At 72.7% G+C, this 20838-nt stretch carries 19 protein-coding genes; 7 read left to right on the forward strand and 12 right to left on the reverse strand.

What is annotated here, in order from left to right:
• Window positions 1-283: 283 nt before the first annotated feature.
• Window positions 284-1102 carry an ABC transporter permease gene (locus O7635_RS15860; RefSeq protein ID WP_278081195.1) on the reverse strand — a complete coding sequence of 273 codons (819 nt, stop codon included), beginning with the start codon at window positions 1100-1102 and terminating at the stop codon, window positions 284-286.
• A complete protein-coding gene (locus O7635_RS15865) occupies window positions 1099-1950 on the reverse strand; it encodes an ABC transporter ATP-binding protein (RefSeq protein ID WP_278081196.1) in 852 nt (283 codons plus the stop codon). Before O7635_RS15865 ends, O7635_RS15860 begins: the two co-directional genes overlap by 4 nt.
• A 177-nt stretch (window positions 1951-2127) precedes the next feature.
• On the opposite strand from O7635_RS15865, the gene O7635_RS15870 reads away from it, so the two are divergent.
• Window positions 2128-4119 (forward strand): protein meaA, encoded by a 1992-nt coding sequence (locus O7635_RS15870; RefSeq protein WP_278081197.1) that lies wholly within the window; start codon window positions 2128-2130, stop codon window positions 4117-4119.
• A gap of 115 nt (window positions 4120-4234) precedes the next feature.
• Here the strand turns inward: O7635_RS15870 and O7635_RS15875 are convergent, their stop codons facing one another.
• From O7635_RS15875 to O7635_RS15895, 5 genes are all read right to left on the reverse strand, one after another.
• Window positions 4235-4903: a hypothetical protein gene (locus tag O7635_RS15875; RefSeq protein WP_278081198.1), complete on the reverse strand. Its 669-nt coding sequence runs from the start codon at window positions 4901-4903 to the stop codon at window positions 4235-4237.
• 17 nt (window positions 4904-4920) lie between these two features.
• A complete protein-coding gene (locus tag O7635_RS15880) occupies window positions 4921-7809 on the reverse strand; it encodes an FtsK/SpoIIIE domain-containing protein (protein WP_278081199.1) in 2889 nt (962 codons plus the stop codon).
• An 84-nt stretch (window positions 7810-7893) separates the two neighbouring features.
• Window positions 7894-8616, reverse strand: coding sequence for a hypothetical protein (locus O7635_RS15885; protein ID WP_278081200.1), 723 nt, complete (start codon window positions 8614-8616; stop codon window positions 7894-7896).
• Window positions 8613-8873, reverse strand: a complete 261-nt coding sequence (locus O7635_RS15890) for a hypothetical protein (protein WP_278081201.1) — start codon at window positions 8871-8873, stop codon at window positions 8613-8615. The genes O7635_RS15885 and O7635_RS15890 overlap by 4 nt, the downstream gene beginning before the upstream one ends.
• A gap of 95 nt (window positions 8874-8968) precedes the next feature.
• The gene (locus O7635_RS15895) at window positions 8969-9553 is read right to left on the reverse strand and encodes a DUF4126 domain-containing protein (RefSeq protein WP_278081202.1); all 585 of its coding nucleotides are present in this window, start codon (window positions 9551-9553) and stop codon (window positions 8969-8971) included.
• A gap of 44 nt (window positions 9554-9597) precedes the next feature.
• On the opposite strand from O7635_RS15895, the gene nucS reads away from it, so the two are divergent.
• Both nucS and O7635_RS15905 read left to right on the forward strand, forming a co-directional pair.
• Entirely contained in the window at window positions 9598-10257 is a 660-nt protein-coding gene (nucS, locus tag O7635_RS15900) for an endonuclease NucS (protein WP_278081203.1), read from the forward strand.
• Window positions 10258-10283: 26 nt separating this feature from the next.
• Complete coding sequence (locus tag O7635_RS15905) at window positions 10284-11339, forward strand: hypothetical protein (protein ID WP_278081204.1); 1056 nt, start codon at window positions 10284-10286, stop codon at window positions 11337-11339.
• On the opposite strand, the gene O7635_RS15910 is transcribed toward O7635_RS15905, so the two are convergent.
• Entirely contained in the window at window positions 11305-12816 is a 1512-nt protein-coding gene (locus O7635_RS15910) for an aldehyde dehydrogenase family protein (protein ID WP_278081205.1), read from the reverse strand. The two genes, O7635_RS15905 and O7635_RS15910, sit on opposite strands and share 35 nt — an antisense overlap.
• A gap of 90 nt (window positions 12817-12906) precedes the next feature.
• Between O7635_RS15910 and O7635_RS15915 the strand changes: the two genes are divergently transcribed.
• From O7635_RS15915 to O7635_RS15930, 4 genes are all read left to right on the forward strand, one after another.
• Window positions 12907-13956 carry an alpha/beta hydrolase gene (locus O7635_RS15915; RefSeq protein ID WP_278081206.1) on the forward strand — a complete coding sequence of 350 codons (1050 nt, stop codon included), beginning with the start codon at window positions 12907-12909 and terminating at the stop codon, window positions 13954-13956.
• Window positions 13953-14825 (forward strand): alpha/beta hydrolase, encoded by an 873-nt coding sequence (locus O7635_RS15920; protein ID WP_278081207.1) that lies wholly within the window; start codon window positions 13953-13955, stop codon window positions 14823-14825. Before O7635_RS15915 ends, O7635_RS15920 begins: the two co-directional genes overlap by 4 nt.
• Window positions 14826-14883: 58 nt before the next feature.
• The gene (locus O7635_RS15925) at window positions 14884-16671 is read left to right on the forward strand and encodes a 3-hydroxyacyl-CoA dehydrogenase (protein ID WP_278081208.1); all 1788 of its coding nucleotides are present in this window, start codon (window positions 14884-14886) and stop codon (window positions 16669-16671) included.
• Window positions 16672-16782: 111 nt separating this feature from the next.
• A complete protein-coding gene (locus tag O7635_RS15930; RefSeq protein ID WP_278085492.1) occupies window positions 16783-17001 on the forward strand; it encodes a hypothetical protein in 219 nt (72 codons plus the stop codon).
• Here the strand turns inward: O7635_RS15930 and O7635_RS15935 are convergent.
• The 4 genes from O7635_RS15935 to O7635_RS15950 are packed head-to-tail and all read right to left on the reverse strand — an operon-like array spanning window position 16992 to window position 20837.
• Window positions 16992-17810 (reverse strand): serine hydrolase domain-containing protein, encoded by an 819-nt coding sequence (locus tag O7635_RS15935; protein ID WP_278081209.1) that lies wholly within the window; start codon window positions 17808-17810, stop codon window positions 16992-16994. The genes O7635_RS15930 and O7635_RS15935 overlap by 10 nt on opposite strands.
• A gap of 10 nt (window positions 17811-17820) precedes the next feature.
• The gene (locus tag O7635_RS15940; protein ID WP_278081210.1) at window positions 17821-18654 is read right to left on the reverse strand and encodes a glycosyltransferase; all 834 of its coding nucleotides are present in this window, start codon (window positions 18652-18654) and stop codon (window positions 17821-17823) included.
• Complete coding sequence (locus O7635_RS15945; RefSeq protein WP_278081211.1) at window positions 18648-19469, reverse strand: glycosyltransferase; 822 nt, start codon at window positions 19467-19469, stop codon at window positions 18648-18650. The genes O7635_RS15940 and O7635_RS15945 overlap by 7 nt, the downstream gene beginning before the upstream one ends.
• A gap of 30 nt (window positions 19470-19499) precedes the next feature.
• A complete protein-coding gene (locus O7635_RS15950) occupies window positions 19500-20837 on the reverse strand; it encodes an O-antigen ligase family protein (protein WP_278081212.1) in 1338 nt (445 codons plus the stop codon).
• Window position 20838 lies beyond the last annotated feature (1 nt).

Below are 20838 nucleotides of genomic sequence, written 5' to 3' on the forward strand. Positions count from 1 at the left end.
GGCCGGGTGGCCGGGTGGGCTTGGCCCGACCGCCGGCGTGGGCGCTGCGACGGGCTGGCTTGGGCCAAGCCCGGCGTGTGCCGGGTGGCCGGTTGGGTTTGGGTCGAGCTTTGGAGCGGGCCGGGTGGCCGGTTGGGCTTGGGTCGAGCCTTGGAGCGGGCCGGAGTGACCGGTTGGCTTGGCCGCCTCCGGCGTGCCGGGTGACTGGTTGCTTTGCCCGACAGCGGCCCGGGGCGGGTGAAGGGCTGGCCTGGCTCGAGGCTGGGGGTGTGCCGGTGTGGTCTCAGCCGTCGCGCTTGGTGGTCCAGCGGAAGGTCGTGATGCAGAGGACTAGGCCGATTACGCACCAGATGCCCAGGACCAGGGCTACCTTGCCCAGCTCCCACGAGCCGCCAGGCTCCTGGGAGGCGAAGGAGTCCGGTAGGAAGACCGACCGGAGGCCCTGGCACATCCATTTCAGCGGGAAGATCGCTGCCACCGTCTGCATCCAGGTCGGCAGGCTGGTGAAGACGAAGAACACGCCGGAGATGAACTGCAGGATCAGGGCGACCGGGGTGACCACGGCGGGGGCGCTGCGGGCCGTGCGGGCGACCGACGAGAACGCGATGCCGCACAGCGTGCACGCCGAGATGCCCAGTAGCGACACCCACAGGAAGGTCAGCCAGCGGGTGCCCGAGGGTAGGTCGAGGTCGAAGAAGATCGTGGAGACCGCCAGCAGGACCACCGTCTCGACGAGGCCGACGATCAGCACCATGATGACTTTGCCGGCGAAGTAGACCCACTTGGGCATCGGCGTGCCGCGTAGGCGCTTGAGCACCCCGCGGTCGCGCTCGGCGGGGATCTGGATCGCCAGGCTCTGGAAGCCCACGGACAGCAGGCCGGTCGCGATCATGCCGGTGATGAAGTATTGGGTGAACTTGACCCCGCCGCCGATCTCCCCGTCGAAGATCGACGCGAAGATCACGATCATGATGGCTGGGAACGCCATCGTGAACACGACGGCCTCGCGGCTGCGGCTGAACTGCTTGATCTCGAGGCTGCCCTGCCGGAGGCCGAGCGCGACCGGACCCGGTGCGGTTGCTGACTGCGTGGCGGTGGTCATCGGTGTCCGATCATCGAGAGGTAGACGTCTTCGAGCGTCGGCCGGGTCACGGTCAGGCCCGGCACCTCGCCGCCGTAGCCGGTCGCGATCTCCGCGATCAGCGCCGTCGGCGTCGAGGTCTCCTTGCGTTCGACGGTGCCCTCGGGGGTGCGCCACGACACGGTCGCCGGCGCGCTCTGCCGGTCGCCGAGCGCCTGTGGCGTCGAGACCGCCAGCAGCGTGCCGCCGGCGATGACGGCCAGCCGGTCGGCGAGCGCCTCGGCCTCTTCGAGGTAGTGGGTGGTCAACACGATGGTCGTGCCGGCCGCGGACAGGTCGCGGATGAGATCCCAGAACTCGCGGCGGGCCTCCGGGTCGAAGCCGGTCGTCGGCTCGTCGAGGAAGAGCAGCTCCGGCCGACCGACGATGCCCAGGGCGACGTCGAGCCGGCGCTTCTGGCCGCCGGAGAGGGTGTGCGTGCGGGCCCGGGCCTTCTCGGTCAGGCCGACGCGCTCGATCACCGCGGCCGGGTCGTCAGGAGAGGGATAGAAGCGCGCGAAGTGGCTGACCACCTCGCCGACGGTCAGGTCGTCGAACTCGCCCGTGCCCTGGAGCACGATGCCGACCCGCGACCGCCACGCCTTGTCGGCATGCTGGGGGTCGGCGCCGAGGACGCTCACGGTGCCGCCGTCGCGGTGCCGGTAGCCCTCCAGGATCTCGACCGTGGTGGTCTTGCCGGCGCCGTTGGGGCCGAGGAGCGCGAACACCTCGCCCCGGCGCACCGTCAGGTCGACGCCGGCCACCGCGACGTTGTCGCCGTAGGCCTTGCGCAGGCCATTCACCGCGATCGCGGGCTCCTCGTGCGTCATGACGGACATGATGCCCTTCGCGTTCACGATCGGGCGCCCCGGGTCAACTGGCTGTGGATAACTTCCATCTGTGGATAACTCATAATGATCTTCGCCACCCCGCCAGACTCGCTGCCATGCACCGTCACCCCGGTCAAACGTCCGAAAAGCGAGTAAATGCCGCCTTAGACTGCGCCCATGGAGGGCCGCCTGCCGGAGCGCGACCGCCCCTGGGTGATGCGCACCTACGCGGGCCACTCTTCGGCGCGGGCCAGCAACGAGCTGTTCCGGCGCAACCTCGACAAGGGGCAGACCGGGTTGTCGGTGGCCTTCGACCTGCCCACCCAGACCGGCTACGACCCCGACCACCCACTGGCCGCCGGCGAGGTCGGCCGGGTCGGCGTGCCGATCTCACACGTCGGCGACATGCGGGAGCTTTTCGACGGCATCCCGTTGGCCCAGGCCAACACCTCGATGACCATCAACGCGACCGCGATGTGGCTGCTCGCGCTCTATGTCGTGGTGGCCGAGGAACACGGCGCTACCGGCGCGGAGCTGTCCGGCACCACGCAGAACGACATCGTCAAGGAATACCTGTCCCGGGGCACGCACATCTTCCCGCCCGGCCCGTCGCTGCGGCTGACCACCGACATGATCGCGTGGACCGTCGCCAACGCGCCGCGGTGGAACCCGATCAACGTCTGCTCCTACCACCTGCAGGAGGCCGGCGCGACGCCCGTCCAGGAGGTCGGCTTCGCGCTGGCGACGGCGGTGGCGGTGCTCGACGCCGCGCGCGACTCCGGTCAGGTTCCCGCGGGGCGGATGGGCGACGTCGCCGGGCGCATGTCGTTCTTCGTCAACTCCGGCGTGCGCTTTGTCGAGGAGATGGCGAAGATGCGCGCCTTCGCGGCGCTGTGGGACGAGATCACCGCGAGCCGGTACGGCATCGCGGATCCGAAGCAACGGCGCCTGCGCTACGGGGTGCAGGTGAACTCGCTAGGCCTCACCGAGGCTCAGCCGGAGAACAACGTCCAGCGGATCGTGCTGGAGATGCTGGGCGTGACGCTGTCCCGGTCCGCCCGGGCGCGCGCCGTGCAGTTGCCCGCCTGGAACGAGGCGCTCGGCCTGCCCCGCCCATGGGACCAGCAGTGGTCGCTGCGGATGCAGCAGGTGCTGGCCTACGAGTCCGACCTGCTCGACTATCCCGACCTGTTCGACGGCTCACCGGTGGTGGCCGCGCTGGTCGACTCGATCGTCGAGGGTGCGCGCCGGGAGCTCGACCAGATCCTGACGCTCGGCGGCGTGGTCGCCGCCGTCGACTCGGGCTATCTCAAGGCCGAGTTGGTGGCGTCGCTGGCCGAGCGCCGCCGGCGGATCGAGTCGGGCGACGAGGTGGTGGTCGGGGTAAACCGCTACGTCGACACCGAGCCGTCGCCGTTGACCACGACCGGGGCCGACCATGTCGAGCAGGTCGACCCCGCGGTCGAGGCCCACGCCGCCGCCGCTGTGCGCGAATGGCGTGCCGCGCGCGACCCGGCGGCGGTTCGGTCAGCCATGGAACGGCTCCGCGCTGACGCCGCGAGCGGTGCCAACCTGATGCCGGCCACCATCGCCTGCGCACGGGCCGGGGTGACCACCGGCGAGTGGGCGGAGGCGCTGCGGGAGGTGTTCGGCGAATACCGGGCGCCGACCGGCCTGTCGGCGGTGAACGGCAGCGGTCAGGACCAATCGCTGGCAGCGGTACGGGAGCGCGTGTTGGGCACCGCGACCGACCTCGGCGGCGGGCGGCTGCGGCTGCTGGTCGGCAAGCCCGGCCTCGACGGTCACTCCAACGGCGCGGAGCAGATCGCGGTGCGGGCGCGGGACGCCGGCTTCGAGGTGATCTATCAGGGCATCCGGTTGACGCCCGAGGAGATCGTCGCGGCGGCCGTCGAGGAAGACGTCGACCTGGTCGGCCTGAGCGTGTTGTCGGGCTCACACCTGGCCGCCGTGCCCGCGGTGCTCGACGGCCTCCGGGCCGCCGGCCGCGCGGACCTGCCGGTCGTGGTCGGTGGCATCATCCCGCCGGGCGACGCCGACAAGCTACGCGCGGCAGGCGTCGCCCGGGTCTTCACCCCGAAGGACTTCGCCCTGACCCAGATCGTCAACGAGCTGGTCGACGTGATCCGCACGGCGAACGCCCTGACCTGATTCGCCCTAACGAGTCGGTTGGTCAACCTGATCTTGCTGGCAACGCTCTGGCCCAAAGGTCGCCGTCAGGCTGGCGGGGCGGCCAGCTTGTCAAAGGCGGCGACGCGACGAGGGGTCAGGTCAGGGTGATGATCACGGCGCAGAGGGCGCTGAGGCCGCCCAGGACGGTCAGGGCTACACCGCCGGTGTCCAGGCGGGCGCCCCAGCGGCGGCGGGTCCAGCGTGAGGCGACGGGGATGCCGGCGAAGGGGGAGGCGAAGTAGGCGAGCCAGGCGATCAGGCGCAAGGCGCCCGCGCCGGGGAGGTCGTGGGTGGCCAGTGCGGCCAGGGCGCTGGCCAACGTGGCGGTGATCGCTGTGGTGGCGGCGCCCAGGAAGGGGAGGAGGGGAGGCACCAGGACAGGGAGCTTGCCGTTGTCGCCGAGGGTGAGGCGCGGTGATCCGCTGTGGATGCGGTTCGCGGCGCGGGCCAGCAGCGCGGTGCTCGCGTCGTCGTCGACCTCGACCGGGGGTTGGGCCGTGGCCGGTGCGGGGTCCGGCGCCGCGCCGGGGCGTTGGCCGGGCCAGGCGCGGGTTCGTCGCAGGTCCGCCCAGAGGCGTTCGGCTTCCAGGTCGACCTCGACCACCGCGGCTGCCGCCGCGGCGGCGTGGCGGTCCGAGTCGTGCGCTTCCTGCTCCGCGCGCCGCAGAGCCGCGGCCGCGGCGGTCATTCCGTCGCGGTAGGCGCGCTCGGCAGCGGCCAGGTCGTTGGTCCGGCGGGCGACGGTCGCAGCGAGCTCCGTCATGAGGCCGTGGTAGTCGGTCATCCGGAGTGTCCGGTAGGGCTCGCAGCGGACGACTGCATTGCGGACTCCTGGCTTGCCGGCGCCGTTGGAACCGAGCAGGCAATCGGGCCCGAGCCGGCCTCGGAGGGTGTCGCGAGGTCACTGCGGGTGTCAGCAGCGGAGGCTGGCGAGGTTGCCGGGCGAACCGTGCGGGCGTGACCAGCCGCAGGATCCGAAGCGGCCACGGCTGCGGGACCGGGACAGGGTTCTGGCATCTCGCGGTTGCCGGAGCGGTCCTGGCCGGGTTGGCGGAGGTCTTGTTGGCGTGGCAGCGGGGATTGGCGGGCGACCAGGCGGTCGGCGGGGATTTCGTATGGGACGACCACCTCGGGAGGGCGGCCTGTGTTGCGGTCGAAGTAGAGGGCTCGGCGGTCGCGAGGGTGCCAGGTGGGGCCGCCGGGCTGGGGCGACAGGGGGGAGAGGTCTGGGCCGTGTATGTCGAGGGCTACCCAGGCGCCGATCGCGTCCGTGCGGGTGCCGGGGCCGCCGAGGTCGTCGCGGAGGCGGGCTACCGTGCGCCACCAGCCGAGGACGTGGGTGCCGTTTTCCGGGCCGCGGGTCAGGAGGGGCTTGAGGTCGATGCCGGGTGGGCGGGCGTCCCAGACGAAGCCGATCACCACGTGTGGACCGCCGTCGGCTGCCAGCGGGGAGGTGACGAGGTCGCTGACGGTGGACCGGTCGTAGAGGCGGGCGTTCGGTAGGGCCGCGGTCAGGGTCGCGGCGGTGGGCAGCAGGGCGTCGTCCAGGCAGGCCACGCTGAAGCGGGACGCGGTCGGGGCGAGCGACAGGGCCGCCGCCGTGAGGATGGCGGTGGCGTCGGAGGCGCGGGTGCCGAGTACGGCCAGGTTGCGGCCGGGGGCGCGGTCGAGCGCGAACGTCGCCGGGCGGGCGCCGACGTCGATCGTCTCGCCGAGGAGGGCGGCCGGCCCGACACACGAAGCGGGCAGGAGGGGCACGGCGTCGCCGTCGAAGAGGCGGGGCGGCGGAGTGTGGACCCCCGGCCCCAACAAGGAAGCGGGCAGGAGGGGCACCGCGTCGCCGTCGAAGAGGCGGGGCGGCGGGGTGTGGGCGGGGCGGCGTTGCCACAGGTCGTGTTGCAGGCGGCGCCACGTGTCGCGGTCGCTGGCGTCGGGGATGCGTACCACCTGGTTGGCGGGGGTTACGCCCGAGTCCGCGTTGACCACCGCCGTGTGGCGCGGGATCGAATCGGCGGCCGGGTTCGTCTCGGCCAGGATGCGGCGGGCCTTGGGGAGGGCTACGCGCAGCGTGAACTGGGCCACCAGGCCCGAGCGCCCCCACAGTGCCTCGATGCCGGAGACGTCCTGCGACGCCAGCACCAGGTGGATGCCTTGCGAGCGGCCGCGGCGGGCCAGGTCCTCCAGCAGGGCGACCGCTTCCGTCGTGACCGCGTCGCGGCCCGCCAGCAGCACCTGGAACTCGTCGATCACCGCCACGATGCGGGGCCACGGCGTCCCGGGATCCTCGGCGCGCAGCTCCGACAGCTTGGTCGCGTCGTGACGTTTGGCGGCCGCGGCTCGGGTGCGGAGCTCCGCGCCGAGGTGACGGAGCAGGGCCAGGCCGAACTCGCGGTCGTTGTTGATGTTCACCCCGACCAGGCGTACGTGCGGCAGCCAGCTCGGATCCCGCCGGCTCGGCGCGAACCGGGCGAAGGACACGCCTTCCTTGAAGTCGAGGAGGTAGAGGGCCAGCTCGTCGGGGGAGTACCGGGCGCACAGGGCGCCGAGCCACGCGTAGATCAGGTTGGTCTTGCCCGAGCCGGACGGCCCGCCGATCAGCGCGTGCGGTGGGTCGTCACCCAACGCGAGCGACACCGGCGCGGCGCCGCCGAGCAGCGTGCCCACCGGCGCCGACACCCCGTCGATCGCCTGGCAGGTCCAGGGTTGTCCGGGCAGCAGGTCGAGAAACGACGCGGCGGGCGGTCCAGACGTCGCCGCCTCGGCCACCGCCCGGCACCGCCCGGCGACGAGAGCCGCCGACGGCGCCGGGTCCAGCGTGATGGGCAGGTCGGCCACCGCCGCGGAGCGCGCCACGCCGTCGGCGACCGACACCTCCACCACCGTCCGGGCGGCGGGCACCGGCAGGCCGCGGACGACCAGGTGGATCCCGCACGCCGGGCCCAGCCGCACGACCCGGTCGAGCTGCGCCTGCTGGGCGGGCGTCAGCTCGGCCGCGGTGGCCGCGTCACCGAGCAGGACCACCACCTGCCACGGCGCCGGCCGCGGACTCAACGCCGTCACCGACGTGTGGCCGGCAGCCAGCACCACGGCGTTGATCCGGCCGATCTCCTCGACCAGCTCGTCCACCATGGACCCCAGCGCCCCCGGCCCCACGAACCGCACCAGCGACGCCGCCCCCAGCGGAGCGAACCCGGACAGCGTGCCGCCGAGCCGCTCGGGGTCGTAGACCGTCAGCCGCACCGACCCGGGCGGAGTCGCCGTCAACACCCGCAGCAGCACGAGCCGCACCACATCGTCCACCATGGACGACGAGAACCAGAGGTGGCCGCGGTCGAGCAGCGGCAGCAGCGCGGGCAGGACCGCGTCGCAACCGGGCGCCGGCACGGTGCCGACCGGCACCAGCGTGTGATCAGGCTCGACATCCGCCAGCGAAGCCGCCAGCCGCCGCGACGACTCGACGAAAGAGGCCTCGATCGCCCGCCGGGCCCGTTCGCGCTCTGCGCCCAAACCCTTGACACAGGCCAGATGCGCCTCGCGCACGGCCCGCAACCGCTCGAGCGCCGAAGCCCGCCGCGACTCGGCCGCCGCCGACGTGGCCCGCGCCTGCCCCCGCGCGGCCGCCAACTCGGCCCGCACCTCGGCCACCAACCGCGCCCGCGCCCCAGTCACCTCAGGCCTCCCCGCCAACCCAGAACGCCGCATACCGACCGCCGCGGCGGCCGACCGCGCCGGCGATGCGAGGCTCGGACAGCATCAGGACTCCCCGATCGAAGCGGCCAGCGACTCCACACTCACGCCGGTCGAACCCACCACCACCGCGGCGATCGCGGCGGCGTCAGCGGGGTGGGCCGAAACGACAACGTCGGACAGCCGCAGCGCCCGATCGACCAGGGCCGCGCCCTCCGCACGAGACAGCCCGGGAAGGACCGAGCCGACAACCGGAAGCGCCCGCTCCCGGACCACCGACGGAGCGACCGCGCCGATGAGACGAGCGGCGGCCGCCGCCAAAGACCAGCCCACCGAAGGCGGCGCCGTCACCAACGCCCGCCGCAGCCCTTCCCGATCACCCGCAGACGCCGCGCCCGCCGCGGCAACCAGAAGGGTGAAGACCGAAACCCCCGGAGAAACGGGAGGCCGCCCAACGCCGACGCACCCGGTCAACACATCCACCCGATCCGCCCACGGACACGACCCCGAGACCACCACGGCCGAAGGCGGCAAGGACGACAACCCGACCGACGCCAGATACCGATCCAACTCGTCACCCGCGAGCCCGAGCGCACCCACCGCCGCGTCCAGATGCGACGCGGCCACCGACAGCAACCGCGCCGACGACGCCATGGAGCTCTCCGCGAGCGTCGCGGACAACACGGAAGTCGCCGCCCGCACCGACACGGACGCAAGGGCCACCTCGGCGGACGGCAGCGACGACCGCACCAGCGCGACCCGGTCGGCCAGCCCCAACACCAGGCTCACAGCGCCGCGGCGTACGTCTGGGCCTGTTCCATCGCCCCTAGCGTCGCGGTCATGCAGTCGTCGAGCTCCGTGGCCGCCTGGGCCAGGGCCGAGCGGGCCGCGGCGACCGACTCGTGGCCGCTGCCGTCGACCGCCGCCGCGAGGCTGGTGCGGGCCGCGTCCAACTTGTCCGTCGCGGCGCGTACCGCTTCCTGTCCTTCCTGGACGTGCGCCATCGCGACGTCGATGGCGGCCTTGACCTCGGCAACGCTCGCCATGGTTCCCCCTCCACGCACCAGCCGAGACGATGACGCTACGTTATCGCCGGAATGCGAGAGGTGAGCGCGCCGCGCCGACCCGGCGTGAGGAACGGTCAGGCCGCGCGTTGTCGCCGGGCGCCGCGCCGCCGCAGCGCCCAGACGAAGAAGAGGACGAGCAGCACCAGGAACAGCAGGATCAGCACCGGAAGCAGCAGCGCCACCACCGACATCACGACACTGAGGACATCCTCGACAGTGCTGGCGACCGGCGCGCCGACGCCGGCCGTGCTGACGTTGATCACCGGGCGGGCGGTCGCCTTCACCCCGTGGACGCCGAGCGCCAGCAGCACACCCACCGCGACCGGCACCCACTGGTGCGAGCCGAAGAAGCCGCCCGGGTCGGTGACCGTCGCGCTGCTCGTGCCGGCGCCGAAGGCGAGACCACCGGCGGTCGGCCGGACCACCGTCTGCACGATGTCGTTGGCCGAGTCGAGCACCGGCACCTTGTCGGCGACGACCTCGATGGCCAGCAGCGCGCCGAGGATGAGGATGACCCAGCCGTTGCCGAGCCAGCCCCAACCGGCCGGCAACGAGATCACGTCGGTGTAGCGCGACAGCACCCCGATCGCGAGGAGCGGGATGTAGGCGTTGAGGCCGGCGGAGGTCGCGAGGCCCGCGCCGGTGAGGGCTTCCAGCACGACCTCAGCATGGCACCACCGCACCACCCGCGTAGGGTTGTGCGGTGCGTCTCGTGATCGCCCGCTGCTCCGTCGACTACGTCGGCCGGCTCTCCGCCCACCTGCCCCCGGCCACCCGGTTGCTGATGGTCAAGGCCGACGGCTCGGTCTCCGTGCACGCCGACGACCGCGCCTACAAGCCGCTCAACTGGATGAGCCCGCCGTGCCGGATCCAGGAGGAGCCCGGGGTCTGGCGCGTGGTCAACAAGGCCGGCGAGGAGCTGCGGATCACTCTGGAGGAGATCTTCCAGGACACGTCGTACGACCTGGGTGTCGATCCTGGCCTGGTCAAGGACGGTGTCGAGGCGCACCTGCAGGAGCTGCTGGCGGCCAACCCGACCACGTTCGGCGAGGGCTTCACGCTGGTCCGCCGCGAGTACATGACCGCGATCGGCCCGGTCGACCTGCTCTGCAAGGACGCGGCCGGCCGCTCCGTCGCCGTCGAGGTGAAGCGCCGCGGCGAGATCGACGGGGTGGAGCAGCTCACCCGCTACCTCGAACTGATGAACCGCGACCCCCTGCTCGCTCCCGTCGCCGGCATCTTCGCCGCGCAGGAGATCAAGCCGCAGGCCCGGGTGCTCGCCGAGGACCGCGGCATCCGCTGCGTGGTCGTCGACTACGACAAGCTGCGCGGCATCGAGCGCGATGAGCTGACGTTGTTCTGACCGCCGGCCGGTGCCACGCTGTACCCGTGAGCGACGTCGAGATCGGACGGTCGGCCACCGCCGTGCACACGGCGGGTCGTGACCTGCGCGACGCGTTGGCCACCGGCACGGCACCGGACGCGGCCGCGGACCGGCTGGCCGACGCGATCGAGAGTGGACTCGCCGCGCTGGAGAACGCCCCGCCGGGCGCGACGGCACGGCCGGCCCAGGAAGACCCGGACGCGATGCTGGCGGTCGTCGCCGACCAACTGCGGCTCGGCGAGGTCGCCCTGGCCGCCGCGGCCGCCGTCGAGGAACGCAGCCCCAGCCCGGCCCTCGACACCGCCCTGCGGCACCTGGACCACACGACGACCCACGGCCGCCACGCGGCCGAGCGCGTCGCCTCCCACGACCTGCCCGAGGCGGTCGCCACCCTGCGGGCCCGGCTCGGCGGCACCCTGGACGCGATCGCCACCGGCACCGCCGACGTCGTCGCCGGTCCACTCAAGAGCATCGCCGGCAAGGCCCCCGCCCAGTGGAAGGAAGCCTGGGACAAGGTCAGCAAGCAGCTGTTCCTCGACAACATCGGCGGCCGGCTGGTCCGCCTCGGCCTGCGCGCCCTGTCCAAGGCCCTCGACGCCCTGCGCCGCCTCATCGACGCCACCTGGCTCGAGACCGCCCGCGACCGCCTGGTCGCGCTGGCCGACAGAGCGGGCGAAGCCGGCGCCGGCCCCGCGCTGGTCGGCGGCATGCTCGGCGCGGAACGCCTACGCGCCGACGCGGACGGCCTGCTGAAGGCGGAGACCTTGGACCGCGCCCGGCTCGACGGCGGCACCGAGGCGCTGGCCGCCCTGGCCGACCGGTTCGGCAGCCTGATCGGGAAGCTGGCCCTCGCCCAGGCCGCGGTCGGCGGCATCCTGGTCGTCCACGGCCACTTCGGCTTCGCGGTGCCCTGGCTGCCGGCCGCGCTCCTCGGCGCCGAGCTGCTGATCGGGGCGGTCGCGGTGGTGCTGGCGATGGACTACGTCGACACCACGGTCAACGTGGGCCGGGTGCGCGGCGCCCGCCTCATCGTCCAGGACGCCGCCCGTAGAGCAGCTTGACCGCCTTGGTGATCCGGGCGACCTGGGCCGGCGTGCGCTCGAAGGTCATCGCCCGCAGGGCCGACGGGCCGCGCCGGGTGGTGATCGCCTTGGCCCGGGAGAACTCCCGGAGCCCGTCGTCGCCGTGGGTGCGGCCGAAGCCCGAGTTGCCGACGCCGCCGAACGGCAGCGACGACATGCCGATGAAGGTGATCACCGAGTTGACCGAGGCCATGCCCGTGCGCAGCCGGCGGGCGGCGGCCACGGCGCGGCGCTTCCCGAACACCGCACCACCGAGGCCGTACGAGGTGGCGTTGGCCAGCCGGACCGCCTCGTCGACGTCGGCGACCTTGTTGATGACCAGCGTCGGACCGAACGTCTCCTCGCGCACGGCGGCCGAGTCCTCCGGCACGTCGACCAGGATCGTGGGCTTCACGAACGGCGGCTCGATCGCCTCGCGGCCGCCCAGCACCGCGCGGCCGCCGCGGGTCAGCGCGTCGTCGATGTGACCCCGGATGACCTCGATCTGCTTGGGCATGGTGATCGGGCCGATGTCGAAGCCGTCGCCGTAGCCGACCTTCAGCGCTCCGGCCCGGCGGACCACCTCGGCGACGAAGGCGTCGTAGACCGGTGCCACCGCGTAGACCCGCTCGATCGCGAGGCAGGTCTGGCCCGCGTTGGTCAGCGCGCCCCAGACGCACGCCTCGGCGGCGGCCGCGACATCGGCGTCGTCGTCGACGATCAGCGCGTCCTTGCCGCCGGCCTCGATCAGCACCGGGGTCAGCGTCTCGGCACAGGCCGCCATGACCTTCTTGCCGGTGGCGGTGGAGCCGGTGAACGCCACCTTGTCGACGCCGGCGTGGCAGAGCGCGGCGCCGACCTCGCCCAGGCCCTGCACGATCTGCAGCACCGGCTGCTCGGGCACGACCTCGGCGAACGTGTCGACCAGCCACTGCCCGACCGCCGGCGTGTATTCGCTCGGCTTGAAGACGACCGTGTTGCCCGCGGCCAGCGCGTAGGCGGCCGTGCCGAGCGGGGTGATCGCCGGGTAGTTCCACGGGCCGATCACGCCGACCACGCCCATCGGCTGGTATTCGAGGTGCGCCGAGAACTCGGCCAGCGTCATCCGGCCCCGCACCCGGCGCGGGCCGAGCACCCGCTTGGCGTTGCGGGCCGCCCAGTCGATGTGGTCGATCGCGCCGGCCACCTCGACGATGGCCTCGGCCACCGGCTTGCCGCCCTCGCGGCTGATCAGCGCGGCGACCTCCTCGATCCGCAGGGCGAGCAACGCCCGCCAGCGCAGCAGCCGCGCCCGGCGGCCGGCATGACCGAGGGCGACCCACCAGTCGGCGGCCTCGCGGGCCCGCGCGACGGCACGGGCGACGTCGTCGGCGTCGGCGACCGGGAACCGGCCGACCTCTTCGCCGGTCGCGGGGTTCGTCGACACCAGCGCGCCGTCCTCGACGACGGGCACACCGGCCACCCGGGCAGCAGTCATGCGGCGAAGTCTATGCCGCCGCGGTTACCCGCCGGTAGGTGTGGGTTCCCCACACAGCGAAGCCGCCGGGTGTGGCGCATCATGACCGCCATGGAGCACCAGCAGGTACGCGTCCGCGCGCACGGAATCGACCAGAACGTCCTCGTCGCCGGGCCGGCCGACGGTCCGCCCGTGCTGATGATCCATGGCAACTGCTCGTCCGCCGACTTCTGGCGGCCGCTGCTCCGCCATCTGCCGCCCCACCTGCGGATCGTGGCCCCGGACCTGCGCGGCTACGGGTCGACCGAGGCGGCCCCGGTGGACGCGACGCGCGGCCTGCGCGACTTCGCCGACGACGTGGCGGCCCTGCTCGACGCGCCGGAGCTGTTCCCAACCGGCGCCAAGCCGCTGGTCGTGGCCCACTCGATGGGCTGCGGCGTGGCGATGCAGCTGCTGGTCGACCACCCCGAGCGGGTCGACGCGCTGCTGCTGGAGGCGCCGCTGTCGCCGTACGGCTTCGGTGGCACCCGTGATCTCGACGGCACGCCGACCACGGCGGACTTCGCCGGCACCGGCGCGGGGACCGCCAACCTCGACTTCGTCGCGCGGCTCGCCGCCAAGGACCGTGAGGCCGAGGCGCCGACGAGCCCGCGCACGGTGATGCGCACCGCCTACGTCGCCGACCCCGCGTCGCTCGGCCCCGACGAGGAGCTGCTGCTCGACACCGTGCTGTCGACCGTGACGGGTGACGACAACTACCCCGGCACCTCGACCGCGAGCCCCAACTGGCCCGGCGTCGCGCCCGGCGACCGCGGCGTGCTCAACACGATGGCGCCCAACCACTTCCGGATCGCCGACGACCTGGTCGCCGTGACCCCGAAACCCCACATCACCTGGGTACGCGGTGACCGCGACGCCATCGTCTCGGACACCTCGCTGTTCGACCTGTCGTACCTCGGCTCGCTGGGTTTCGTCCCGGGTTGGCCGGGCGACGAGGCGAGCCCGTCACAGCCGATGGTCGGCCAGACCCGGGCGGTGTTCGAGCGCTACACCGCGGCCGGGGGCAGCTACCGCGAGGTGGTGTACGCCGACTGCGGCCACTCGCCGCACATCGAGCGCCCCGCCGAGTTCGTCGCCGCGCTGCTGGAGCTGGTGGCATGAGGTCCTACCGGCGCGACACGGTGGCGGTCGACGGCGGCGACCTGACCGTCGGCGTCTGGGGCGACGGCGGCCCGCTGGTGGTCGCCGCGCACGGCATCACCTCGCACCACCTGGCCTGGGGCCTGGTCGCGCCGAGCGTCGGGCTCGACCACCGGTTCGTGGCGCCCGACCTGCGGGGCCGGGGGCGCAGCCGGGACCTGCCCGGGCCGTACGGGATGGACCGGCACGCCGAAGACCTCGCCGCGGTGATCCGGGCCCACGGGGAGCGGGCCGTGGTGGTCGGCCACTCGATGGGCTGCTGGGCCGCGATCGCGCTGGCCCGCCACGAGCCGGAGCTGGTCGAGCGGCTGGTGCTGGTCGACGGTGGGCCGCCGCTGGCGCCGCCGCCGGGCGTGCCGGCCGAGCCGACGGCCGACCAGGTCACGCGGGTGATCACGGAGACGATCGGCCAGGCGTACGCCCGGCTGTCGATGACGTTCCCGGACCGCGCGGCCTACCGCGACCTGTGGCAGGCCCACCCGTCGCTGGCGGAGTGGAACGACGCGATGACCATGTACGCCGACTACGACCTGGTCGACGACGGCGGCGTGCTCCGCCCCGCGTGCCGGCTCGAGGCGGCGCTGCGGGACGCCCGCGACCTCTACGCCTGGCAGCCTGTTCCCCCCGAGCCGTTGCCGGTGCCGGCGATCTTCCTGCGGGCCGAGCGCGGGATGCTCGACCAGCCGGAGGGGCTGTTCGCACCGGGCGCTGCCGGGCGGGCGTTCCCGGGCGTCGTGGAGCGCGACGTGCCGGGCACCAACCACTACACGATCACCCTGTCGCCGAAAGGCGCGGCCGACGTGGTGACGGCGGTGCGAAGCGGCGGCTGACGCCCACCGGGGCATGGCAGACTGACCCTGACCTTATGGATCGTTAGGGGAGCGCTGCGTGTCGCGGGAGATCAACACCGTCGGAGTGGTCGGGCTCGGCACGATGGGCGCCGGAATCGTCGAGGTCTTCGCGCGCAACGGCATCCCCGTGGTCGCGGTCGAGGTCAGCGAGGAGGCGCTCGACCGGGGCCAGGCGACGCTGGTCGGCTCGATCGACCGGGCGGTCGCCAAGGGCAAGTTGAGCCCGGAGGCGCGCGACGAGATCTTCGGCCGGGTCGGGTTCGCGGTGGGCTTCGGCGCGCTGCACGACGTCGACCTGGTCATCGAGGCCGTGCCGGAGCAGCTGCCGCTCAAGCAGCGGCTATTCGCCGAGCTCGACCAGGTCTGCAAGCCCGACGCGATCCTGGCCACGAACACGTCGTCGCTGTCGGTCACCGAGATCTCGGTGGCCACGACCCGGCCCAACCAGGTCATCGGCGTCCACTTCTTCAACCCGGCGCCGGTGATGAAGCTCGTCGAGATCATCCGCACGGTGGTCACCGCGCCCGAGGTGGTGGCCGACGTCGAGGCGTTGTGCGCGCGGCTCGGCAAGACCGACGTGACGATCAACGACCGGGCCGGCTTCATCGCCAACGCGCTGCTGTTCGGCTACCTCAACCAGGCCGTGTCGATGCTGGAGAACCGCTACGCGACGCGCGAGGACATCGACGCGGCGATGCGGCTGGGCTGTGGCCTCCCGATGGGCCCGCTGGCGCTGATGGACCTGATCGGCATCGACACGGCGTACGAGATTCTCGACACGATGTACCGCCGGGGTGGCCGTGACCGCCGGCACGCGCCGGTGCCGCTGATCAAGCAGATGGTCACCGCCGGCCTGCTGGGCCGCAAGACCGGCCGGGGTTTCTACACCTACGAGGGGCCGGGGTCGCCCAAGGTGGTGCCCGACGAGCACACCGCGCCGCCGGCGCCGTCGACCCTCGGCGACGCCGCCGCGATCAGCACGATCGGCGTGGTCGGCTCCGGGGTGATGGCGCGGGGGATCGTCGAGGTGGCGGCCCGGGCCGGGTTCGACGTGGTGTCGGTCACCCGCGGCGAGCCGCAGACGACGGCCGTGACCGAGGCGGTCCGCGCGTCGCTGGCCAAGGCCGTCGTCAAGGGCAAGCTGTCGCAGGCCCACCAGGACGCGGCGCTCGGGCGGATCACCTGGTCCAACCGGCTCGACGACCTCGACGACGTCGACCTGGTGATCGAGTCGGTCGTCGAGGAGATCTCGGTCAAGAAGGCGGTCTTCGCCGCCCTCGACGAGATCTGCAAGCCGGGTGTGGTGCTGGCCACGACCACGTCGTCGCTGCCGGTGATCGAGATCGCGATGGCCACCCAGCGGCCGGCCGACGTGGTGGGCCTGCACTTCTTCAACCCCGCGCCGGTGATGCAGCTCGTCGAGATCGTGCGCACGATCCGCACCTCGCCGGAGGCCACGGCGGCGGCCGACGCGCTGGTGGCGGCGCTGGGCAAGACCGGTGTGCACTGCGCCGACCGGTCGGGCTTCATCGTCAACGCGCTGCTGTTCCCCTATCTCAACGACGCCGTGCGGATGCTCGAGGCGTCCTACGCGACGGTCGACGACATCGACTACGCGATGAAGCTGGGCTGTGGCTACCCGATGGGGCCGTTCGAGCTGCTCGACACCGTCGGCCTCGACGTGGCCCTGGCCATCCAGCGGGAGCTCTATCTCGAGCTGCGGGAGCCAGGCTTCGCTCCGGCCCCGCTGCTGGAACACCTGGTGACGGCGGGCTACGTGGGACGCAAGGCCGGCCGGGGATTTCGGGACCACACTAATCTCTAGGGTGTGAGCCCGCGTCGCAACCGCCCGAAGCCCGGCGACGGTCGGCCGCTCGACGAGGAGGCGCTGCGCCGCGGCGTCGGTTCCGTCGAGGGCGACCGGCACGGCGACTGGATGGTGCGCCTGGTGCCGGGTGGCGGCAGTGCGAAGACCTACCGCTGCCCGGGCTGCGACCAGGAGATCCGGCCGGGCACCGCGCACGTGGTGGTCTGGCCGGCCGACGAGCGCGGTGACCTGACCGACCGCCGCCACTGGCACAGCGGCTGCTGGCGCGCCCGCGACCGCCGCGCCCCGGGCGTCATCCGGTCCCGCAACGCGCCTCGCTATGGCTGAGCGAACTCCGCGAGGACCGCGTCGGACAGGGCCGGCCAGAGCGGGGCGGCCCACTCGCCGAAGTTGCGGTCGGTGAGGCAGGCGCAGGCGAGCCCGGCGACCGGGTCTACCCAGAGGAACGTGCCCGTCTGGCCGAAGTGCCCGAAGGTCTGCGGTGAGTTGTGGGCGCCCGTCCAGTGCGGGTGCTTGTGCGACCGGATCTCGAAGCCCAGGCCCCAGTCGTTGGGGTCCTGCCGGCCGTGGCCGGGCAGCACCCCGGCCAGGCCGGGGAACGCGACCTCGGCCGCCTCGCGGGTCAGCGCCGGGGCGATCGTCGGGTTCAGCAGCTCCCGGCCGAGCGTCGCCAGGTCGCCGATCGAACCGGTGACCTTCGAGGCCGGCGAGCCGTCGAGCACCGTGTCGGGCATGTCGAGCTGGTCGAGCACGAGGTCGATCATCAAGTCGCCGAAGCTGCCCTCGGCCCGGCCCGCGACGAACTCGGCGAGCACCTCGAAGCCCCGGTTGGAATAGATCCGCCGTTTGCCGGGCTGGCTCATCACCTGGTCGTCGCCGAAGTTGAGCCCCGACGCGTGGGCCAGCAGGTGGCGCACCGTGGCGCCGGGCGGGCCGGCCGCGTCGTCGAGGGAGACCAGGCCGTCGTCGGCGGCGGCCAGGACGGTCAGCGCGGTGAGCGGCTTGGTCACCGACGCCCAGGGCAGCGGGGTGTCGGGGCCGGTGCGGGCGAGCACGCCGTCCTTGTTGACCACGGCGACGGCGACGGTCTTCACCGGCCAGGAGTTGACGAGCGCGAGGGCTTGCGAGTCGGCCACGGCGGCCACGTTAGCGGGTGGACTCGTCCCTGGCCCAAGCCGCTCCCGCCGGCGTGCGCCTGGCCCGCCGCTCGGCCAGCAGCGTCAGCGCGGCGTAACACGCCCCGGCCGGCCACAGCCACGGTCGCGGCAGCACGACGTCGACCAGCCAGGACGCCTTTCGCGACGGGCGCACGGCGAGAGTCGCGTCGGCCGCCGCGGCCGCGTCGCGCAGTGCGCTGTTGCCGCCGCGGACCCGGCCGAGCCGGCGCAGCAGGTCCGGCGTGCGGGTCGGCGTCGCGACCACCGAGGGCACCGAGGCGACCTCGCGCTTCTCGCCGGGCGCGAACAGCGCGTCGAGGAACAGGTCGTCGGCGACCAGGTCGGGGAACTGGTCGAACCGGGCCCGCGCCTCCTTGGACAGCACGATCGCGCCGCGGCCGAACAGGGCGTCGCGGAACGCCGGCAGCCGCCCGTTGACGGCGAAGTAGGCCCGGACCAGCAGTGGCCGGCCGGCGGTGTCGAGCACCCGGCGCGGGGACGCGGCGATGACCGGGCCGGTGACCGCGGCCGCCAGGGCCCGGGCGCCGGCGGCCGTCAGCGCGATGTCGGCGTCGAGGTAGATCCGGGGAAAGCTGGCCGCGGCCGCGTCGCCGGCGTTGAGCGCGGCCGGCTTCGACGCCTCCGCCACCTCGACGACCCGGACGCCCGGCACGGAGCGGGCCACGGCCGCGGTGTCGTCGGTGCAGCCGTTGGCCGCCACCACCACGTCGAACTCGCCCGGCTCGGCGCCGTCGAGCAGGTGGCGCAGCGTGCGTTCGATGACCGTCGCCTCGTTGTGGGCGGCGACGACGACGCTCACCACGGCGCGCGCCCGGTGATCGTGCGGCGGATCCGCTTGGACAGCGAGCGGCCGCGCTGCCGCCAGCCGGAATACTCGCGGAGGTCGAGCGAGGCCGCCTGGACCACGTGGGCGGACCGCTTCATCTGCTCGGTCCACTCCGCGACCGTGCGTACGCCGGTCTTCTGCGCGGACAGCGGCCGGCGGGCCAGGAAATCCTCGTCGGTGTGGTAGATCGTGCGCGGGCTGCGCGGATCGTCGAGGTGGTCCTCCGGCAGGAACGGATAGACCCAGCCGTTGACGAAGCCGAGCCGGGCCGCCTTGAGGCACCAGCTGGTGAACGAGTCGTCCTCGGCCAGCAGGCCGGTGCGCTCGACCATCGCCCGCTTGAGCAGATAGCCGCTGCCCTGGACCCAGTGGTTACGCATCAGCTGGTGGCCGCCCGCATAGGTGGCCAGCTTGCGGTCGACCAGATCCTGCCGGACGTCGGAGTCCGGGAACCGCCAGGTGCCGATCACACCGAACTCGGGGACGTCCTCGTGCGCGCGGCGCAGCACGTCGAGCCAGGACTTGTCGGGCAGGCAGTCGTCGTCGACCTTGCTCAGGTAGTCGCCGGACGACTCGGACCACAGCCAGTTGGTCGGCTCGCGCAGGCCGGCGTTGGTCGGGCTGTGGTGGAACCGGTGCACCCGTGGGTCGTGCCGGAACTCCTCGACGGCGGCCAGCGTCGCCGCGTCGGCGCCGTTGTGCCAGAGCCAGACCCGCGCGTCGTCGGTGCAGCTGTCGAGCAGGTGCGGAAGCGACAGCCGGACGTACTCCGGCCGGTCGTACGTGATCATCAGGATGTCGATGCCGCCCAATGTCGCCTCTCAGTTCAGCCGTTGTGCCCGGGTGAGCCGCCACATCGCGCCCGCCAGGCCGAGCAGCAGGTGCATCGTGAACAGGTAGGTCGAGAAGTAGAGCGCGTCGAAGGTGAACGCGGCCACGGCCAGCACGCCGATCGCGACGGCGAGCACGGCGGCCAGGTCGCGGTCGCTGTCGGTCCTGGCGAACCGGCGGACACGGGCGGCGACGAAGATGCCGGCCATGAACAGCCCGGCCAGCCCGACCACGCCGACGATGCCGGTCGTCACCATCGTGACCAGCCACTGGTTGTCGAGCAGTTGGTAGAGCTCCGGCAGCCAGGTGCCGACGCCACGGCCCAGCCACGGTCGTTCCCTGATGAACGGCGCGACGTAGTCGTAGTCCTCGAGCCGGCCCTGCACGCTCGGGTCGCTGGAGCCGGCGAACAGCAGCGACCGCAGCGCGCCGAGCAGGCCGGGCTTGCCGACCTGGATGATCGCGGTGAGGAAGATGCCGACGACCAACACGTTGAACGTCGTGCGCAGCGGCCAGACGAGGATCAGCAGGAGGATCGCGGCGCCGAGGGCCAGCACGCCGGTGCGCGACAGCGAGATGGGGATGACGCCGGCGACCAGCATCGCGATGCCGGCGAAGACCTGCCGTTCCCGCCGGGTCGCGGCGAACCGCGCGTAGTGGATGGCCACCACCAGCGCGACCACCATCAGCACGCTGAACTCGATGTAGTGGCCGGCCGTGCCGGCCACCCGGACCAGGCCGCCGCCGCCACGGTCGTCGAAGCCGACCAGGTCACGCTGGAACTGCAGGACCGGCGGCAGCTTGAGGTAGCCGGTGAAGTCCTGGCGCAGCGCGAACTGGGCGAACGCGAACAGCGCCATCACGGCGGAGCCGTAGCAGAGCCAGCGCAGCACCGTGTCGATCCGCTCGCGGGTCAGCACGCCGTCGCAGGCGGCGAGCAGGATGCCGCCGGCCGCGAAGGCCATCAGCACCGTGCGGTCGGCCTGGTTGGCCTCGAGCGGGTCGAGGCCGCGGGCCTGCCCGGCGATGTAGGACGTCGCCATCGTGACGAAGTAGAAGGCCAGCGCCCAGCGCATCGGCTGCTGGCCGCGGGTGACCAGCGACGGGTGGAAGCGGGTCAGCACCCACCAGACGAACAGCAGCAGACCGGCCACGACACCGGGCCGGCCCAGCGTGGTCAGCGGAGGGAAGATCAGCCGGGCGGGCAGGAAGTACATCGCGAAGATGGTGAAGCTCACCCAGGCGGTCGCGTCCCGGAACTCGATGACGCTGGGTGTCACGCCGTCGTAGACGGTCGCCGTTCTCCGCGCGGATAGGTAGGTCTGCACT

Origin of the sequence: Asanoa sp. WMMD1127 (assembly GCF_029626225.1) — a bacterium.
GTDB lineage: Bacteria > Actinomycetota > Actinomycetes > Mycobacteriales > Micromonosporaceae > Asanoa.